We start from the raw sequence: 6,297 nt of genomic DNA on the forward strand, positions 1-6,297 counted from the left end.
TTATGATGTTATGGTATGTCATTGACATGCGTGGGAGCAGCACTAAAGCTGTGTTTCACCACAACACGAGGAGGAAAATATCGTGGCTAAAAAAGTTGTAAATGTAGTTAAGCTACAAATTGCCGCCGCTAAAGCAACGCCGGCACCACCAGTTGGACCCGCATTGGGACAAGCTGGTATTAACATTGCGCAATTCACTAAAGAATTTAATGCGCGTACTGCAGACCAAGCTGGATCAATTATTCCAGTTGAAATCTCTGTTTTTGATGACCGTTCATTCGAATTCGTCACAAAGACACCACCTGCAGCTGATCAATTACGTAAGATTGTTGGTAAGGGTTCAGGTGAACCTAACACAAAGAAGGCTGGAAACGTTACTCTTGACCAAATCCGTGCTATTGCGGAAAACAAGATGTCTGACTTGAATGCTAACGATATTACAAACGCTATGCGTATGATCGAAGGTACAGCACGCTCAATGGGTGTAACTGTTGACGGTGTTGACTTGACTGTTGAAGGTACAGCAATCAAGGAGGACGCAGAATAATGACTCAAAAGCATGGTAAAAATTATGTAGCAGCAGTTGCAAAGGTAGAAGCTGAAAAAGCTTATGCTTTAAACGATGCTGTTTCATTGGTAAAAGAAATTGACTTTGCTAAGTTCGATGCTTCTGTTGAAGTAGTTTTCAAGTTGAACGTTGACACACGTCAAGCAGACCAACAATTGCGTGGTGCTGTTGTGTTGCCAAACGGAACAGGTAAAGATAAGACAGTCGTTGTCTTCGCGCAAGGCGATAAGGCTAAAGAAGCCGAAGCTGCTGGTGCCGATGTTGTCGGTGCTGCTGATTTGGTACAACGTATCCAAGGTGGATGGTTAGACTTTGATGTAGCTGTTGCTACACCTGATATGATGGCTCAAGTCGGTCGCGTAGGTCGTGCATTGGGTCCTAAGGGATTGATGCCAAACCCTAAGACTGGCACAGTTACAATGGACGTTACTAAGGCTGTTTCAGATGCCAAGGGCGGACAAGTAACATACCGTACAGATCGTGACGGAAACGTCGCAGTTCCTGTTGGTCGTGTATCATTTGAAGAAGGTAAGTTGGCTGAAAACATTAAGTCAATCGCCGAAACAGTTCTTAAGGCTCGTCCTGCTGCTGTTAAGGGTACTTACGTACAACACGTGTCAATTTCATCAACATTTGGTCCAGCCGTAACGTTGGATATTAATACATTGTAATTTGACATTATCAACTTCGTTTGGTAAAATTTATTAAGTAATTGAATCCATTTTGCCTAAGACTCAGGTGATGCTTGCATCTTAATATCCTGCCGAGGAAGTTTAAAAAAACTTTTCCCGTGTGTCTTCTAGCGCACGGGATTTCTTTTGCAAAATAAATTTAAAGAAAGGAGATATATCATTATGAGTGAAAAAGCTATTGCAGTTAAAGCACAAAAAGTTGAAGAAATTGCTGACCAATTTAAGGCAGCTGCTTCTGCCGTTGTTGTTGACCCTCGTGGATTGACAGTTGCTCAATCTACTGAATTACGTCATCAATTGCGTGAAGAAGGTGTTGTTCTTGAAGTTATCAAGAACAAAGTTTTGACACGTGCTGCTGAGAAAGCTGGTTACGCTGAATTGAACGACATCTTTGCCGGACCTTCAGCAGTTGCCTTTTCAAACGATGATGCAGTTGCACCAGCACGTATCTTGAAAAAGTTTGCTGATGAAAACGAAGCCTTGGAAATCAAGGGTGGTGTCGTTGACGGCACTATCGCTAATATCGATGACATTAACAAGTATGCATCATTGCCTTCACGTGAAGGTTTGCTTGGTCAATTGATGGCAGAATTCCAATTCTCAATTCGTTCATTTGCATATGCTGTTAAGGCAGTGCAAGACAAGTTGGAAGAGGAATCTGCAGCTCCTGCTGCAGAAGCATCAACGGATGCTGAATAATATTTAACTAAAAAAACATAAAAAATCATTTGGAGGATTTAGATCATGGCTTTTGATAAAGACGCGATCATCGCATCATTGAAGGATGCAACGATCTTGGACTTGGCTGACTTGGTTTCAGCTATCGAAGAAGAATTTAACGTTTCAGCAGCAGCTCCAGTAGCAGCTGCTGGTGCTGCTGACGGTGCTGCCGCAGCAAAGTCAGAATTTGACGTAGAATTGACTTCAGCAGGTACTGCTAAGGTTAAGGTTATCAAGGCAGTTCGTGAAGCAACTGGCTTGGGCTTGAAGGAAGCTAAAGACTTAGTTGACAACGCACCTTCAGTTGTTAAAGAAGGCTTGAGTGAAGACGATGCCAACGCATTGAAGGAATCTTTGGAAGCAACTGGTGCTTCAGTTACTGTGAAGTAATCTTTCTCAACATAAAAAAAGGAGTACTTTTGTACTTCTTTTTTTGTACATAATACATATTATAGGCAGTTATTATTTTAATCTAAAGGAGCTAGTACAATGACAGAAAAGAACATTTCTGGAGAACAGTATTTTACAGCTAATCCCAACGCAGAACATCATTATCAAAATTTTGATTTTGACTTGCTAGGGCATGAATTGCATTTTACAACGGATAGTGGCGTGTTTTCAAAATCTACCGTTGATTTTGGGACAAGAACAATGTTGGATGCTTTAGAAAAAACAAGTATACCTATTGGGAAGGTACTGGATTTAGGAACAGGCTATGGTCCTGTAGGTCTTACTGTGGCAAAAGCATATCAGCGTCATGTAGATATGGTTGATGTTAATGAAAGAGCGTTAGATTTAGCACGCAAAATGCCCAACAAAACGGTGTTGCTCAACGAGTGAATATTTTTAAGTCGGATGTTTACGCAAGTATTAGTGATAAATATGCACTGATTTTGGTTAATCCACCAATTCGCGCTGGAAAGCAAGTTGTGACTGCAATGCTTCAAGAAGCAGCTAACTATTTACAAGATGGCGGAAAGTTAATTGCGGTGTTGCAAAAGAAGCAAGGCGCACCTTCGGCTCAAAAAAATATGTCACTTGCTTTTGGTAATGCTAAGGTGATTCATAAAACAAGGGATATTACATTTTGGAGAGCACTTATGGCACAAATACCAGCATTTAGTGACGAACAAATTGATTATTTCATGCAAGAGGCGTTGAACGAAGCTAAAATTGCTCAAAGTGAAGGTGAAGTGCCAATTGGTGCTGTTATAGTTTATGAAAACCAGATGATTGCGCGTGCGCACAATCATCGGGAGGCGGATCAGTTAGCCACTGCCCATGCAGAATTACTAGCAATCGAGTCTGCCAATACAAAGCTTAAGTCTTGGCGGTTAGAAAACACAGCATTATTTGTGACGTTAGAACCTTGCATCATGTGTGCTGGCGCAATTATTAATGCACGCATTCCGGTTGTTTATTATGGTGCTAATGACCCTAAAGGTGGTGCTACGCGCTCCCTATATTCTCTATTAGAGGATAATCGGTTGAATCATATGGTTAAAGTGTACGAAGGCATACGTGGTGAAGAATCTGGTCTATTATTGCAGCGTTTCTTTAGCAACATCCGTGCGAAACGTAAAATTCGTAAAGCAATTGCAAAGTAAATAATTGCTATTTAACATAAAAAAGTTTATAATAGCATGTAGAAATAAAAGAGGCAAATGAATGCAAAATCCGAACGCATGGCGTACTGATAAGGACTATATAAATATTATTGATGATTTGTTACAGCATGAAGAAGTGCAACAACTGGCACTCTATACACAACATCATTTTTCTAACCGTTTAACTCATTCAATTTCTGTATCATACCAATCATATTTAATCGCAAAGAAGATTGGTGCTGATGAAGTGGCAACTGCACGAGCAGGTTTACTTCATGATTTGTTTTACTATGATTGGCGCGTAACAAAGTTTGACGAGGGATCACATGCTTATGTTCATCCACGTATTGCGTTGAAAAATGCGCGTAAAATTACAAATATCAGCGATAAAGAAGCTGATATTATTGTAAAACACATGTTTGGTGCAACAATTGCCTTACCAAAGTATCGGGAAAGTTGGATTGTTTCATTGGTTGATGATTTTGCGGCAGTTAATGAATACCTAATTCCTAAAACTTATCTGACTTATTTTAAGTGGCAAGAAAAATTGGCAACGAAATTTGTATCTGTATTTGCTTAAAGTCACAAAATTAGATATAATATAAAGCAGGCAAATGTCGGCTCTCGAACCGGGTCAGGACAGGAATGTAGCAGCCCTAAGGTTGTTCGATGTTGTGCTTGTGTACATAAGTGGCCGCTTAGCGGTCTTTTTTATAAAAACAAATGTTATAAATCGGTGGTTTTATGCAAACTAAGAACCCAATATGATATAAAACATATAGCCGACAAGTAGCACCAAACATGTTTACCAATGATATATGGAGGTGATGAAATTGGCATATCAAGCATTGTATCGCGTCTATCGACCACGTTCTTTTGATGACATGGTTGGTCAAAAAATCATTACACAGACGCTAAAAAATGCAATAGCGACGCAACAAACAGGACATGCGTATCTATTTAGTGGTCCTCGTGGAACTGGTAAGACATCAGCTGCTAAAATTTTGCACGTGAAGTTAATGGTATAGCGCCGGAAACTGATGATTCACAAATTCCTGATATTATTGAAATAGACGCTGCCTCAAATAACGGTGTTGACGAAATTCGAAACATTCGAGACGGGGCAAATTATGCGCCAATAGAATCTGAATATAAAATTTATATTATTGACGAGGTTCACATGTTATCCTCGGGCGCTTTTAATGCACTATTGAAAACATTAGAAGAACCGCCAGCTAACGTTAAGTTTATTTTAGCAACGACGGAGCCACAAAAAATACCAGCAACTATTTTATCTCGGACGCAGAGATTTGAATTTAAACGCATTGATAATGACACTATTCAAGCTAGGATGGCTGAAATTCTGCAAAAAGAGGGCGTCTTGTTTGACGACGATGCACTTCATATTATTGCAAATGTTGCAGAAGGTGGGATGCGTGACGCTTTGTCAATTTTGGACCAAGTGTTAGCTTTGGCGCTGATCATGTAACGCTTGAAAATGCTTTGCAAGTTACCGGATCCACAACAGCATCACAGTTAGTGACTATTTGCAGCAAGTAAGTAATTACGATACAGAATCTGCCCTTCAGACACTACACGATATATTGTTAGAAGGAAAAGATGCAGTACGTTTTGTAGCAGATTTGTTAGGTGTGTTGCGTGATGTGATGTTAGCGGAAGTTGCCCCAAATTTAATTAAAACGACGGCACCATTGGCTGATTTGAAGGCCTTAACAATCAAGTTGGGTACTTCCCGTATTCAGCAAATGATGGTCACTTTGGATGATATTCAAAACAGTTGTTACAGACTATGCAGAGTGATGTATATTTGGAGCTACTCACTGTTAAACTGTCTATGCCAGAACCCGAACAAACTGTACCCGCAAAACAATCCTCCAACGTGATTAAAGAAAAACCTCAAAATATTGATGATATTGTTAAAGCGTCAAAAAATACAGAAGTTCATGAGGAACAAGTTGTTGAACCAGCAATAGAAAAAACACCGTAGAAGTGCCTGCTGTAGAGAATGCTGAATACGAGGATTTGTTAGTGCGTACTGGACAAAATGCAGTATTTGCAGTCTAATTGCTGCGAAACGTGATGCCTTAGCACGAGTTAAAACGCTTGGTCCGACTTATTGCGACAATTTAATGTTACGCAACAGGCAATGCTGACCATAGCCGAACCCGTTGCAGCAAGTGAACAGGCTGTAGTCTTGGCTTTTGATTATCCTGTGTTATTAGAACAGGCGCTACACGATGCTACATTACAAAACCACTTGGTGCAGCAACTACAATCACAGAATTTACCAAGCGAACTAGTGTTTATTTCACAAGACGAATGACCTTGATCGTGCATCGTATGTGAATAAATTAAAACTGGCGAAACACCTCAAATTCAATTAGAAGATGTGCCTCGAGTGAAAGCTGCCCATTTATCAACGATTCCTACAAAAACTCCGCAAGAATCAAGCAATAAGGAGTTAAAATTGTTAGTGAGGCTAAAGAATTATTCGGCGAGGATCTCGTGAATATCGTTGACTGATTAATATAGGAAGGAATATGTTTAACGCAGTGCGCGTGAGGCATTTTGAAAATATGCAATACCCTGAACCTATCGCTAAATAATAGATAGTTACACGAAGTTACTGGCATGGTCCCAAAACGGCCACAAGGCTAGCTTTTATACATTAGGTATGAATGAAGAAGAT

Annotated in this window: 6 protein-coding genes, 1 other RNA gene, 2 pseudogenes and 1 other annotated feature; all 9 genes and pseudogenes read left to right on the forward strand. The window is 40.1% G+C overall.

Annotated elements, in window-relative coordinates; translation table 11 throughout:
* The first annotated feature begins 82 nt into the window (after positions 1-82).
* Positions 83-547, forward strand: a complete 465-nt coding sequence (rplK, locus tag HFP47_RS10090; RefSeq protein ID WP_010280693.1) for a 50S ribosomal protein L11 — start codon at positions 83-85, stop codon at positions 545-547.
* On the forward strand, positions 547-1,239 hold the full coding sequence (gene rplA, locus HFP47_RS10095) for a 50S ribosomal protein L1 (RefSeq protein WP_002815939.1): 693 nt from the start codon (positions 547-549) through the stop codon (positions 1,237-1,239). Before rplK ends, rplA begins: the two co-directional genes overlap by 1 nt.
* 37 nt (positions 1,240-1,276) lie before the next feature.
* Positions 1,277-1,395, forward strand: a sequence feature (ribosomal protein L10 leader region).
* Between the two features lie 27 nt (positions 1,396-1,422).
* Positions 1,423-1,959, forward strand: coding sequence for a 50S ribosomal protein L10 (rplJ, locus tag HFP47_RS10100; protein ID WP_011679164.1), 537 nt, complete (start codon positions 1,423-1,425; stop codon positions 1,957-1,959).
* 45 nt (positions 1,960-2,004) lie between these two features.
* The gene (rplL, locus tag HFP47_RS10105) at positions 2,005-2,370 is read left to right on the forward strand and encodes a 50S ribosomal protein L7/L12 (RefSeq protein WP_002815934.1); all 366 of its coding nucleotides are present in this window, start codon (positions 2,005-2,007) and stop codon (positions 2,368-2,370) included.
* 99 nt (positions 2,371-2,469) lie between these two features.
* Positions 2,470-2,999: pseudogene (locus HFP47_RS10110) on the forward strand (class I SAM-dependent methyltransferase); the annotation flags it as partial.
* Positions 3,000-3,080: 81 nt separating this feature from the next.
* On the forward strand, positions 3,081-3,587 hold the full coding sequence (gene tadA, locus HFP47_RS10115; RefSeq protein ID WP_002815932.1) for a tRNA adenosine(34) deaminase TadA: 507 nt from the start codon (positions 3,081-3,083) through the stop codon (positions 3,585-3,587).
* 61 nt (positions 3,588-3,648) lie between these two features.
* Entirely contained in the window at positions 3,649-4,167 is a 519-nt protein-coding gene (locus HFP47_RS10120) for an HD domain-containing protein (RefSeq protein WP_011679167.1), read from the forward strand.
* A gap of 22 nt (positions 4,168-4,189) precedes the next feature.
* Positions 4,190-4,276: signal recognition particle sRNA small type (ffs, locus tag HFP47_RS10125), an RNA gene on the forward strand.
* A gap of 138 nt (positions 4,277-4,414) precedes the next feature.
* Positions 4,415-6,131: pseudogene (gene dnaX / locus HFP47_RS10980) on the forward strand (DNA polymerase III subunit gamma/tau).
* The last annotated feature ends 166 nt before the right edge of the window (positions 6,132-6,297 follow it).

The organism is Leuconostoc sp. DB-1, from assembly GCF_013414845.1.
GTDB lineage: Bacteria > Bacillota > Bacilli > Lactobacillales > Lactobacillaceae > Leuconostoc > Leuconostoc mesenteroides.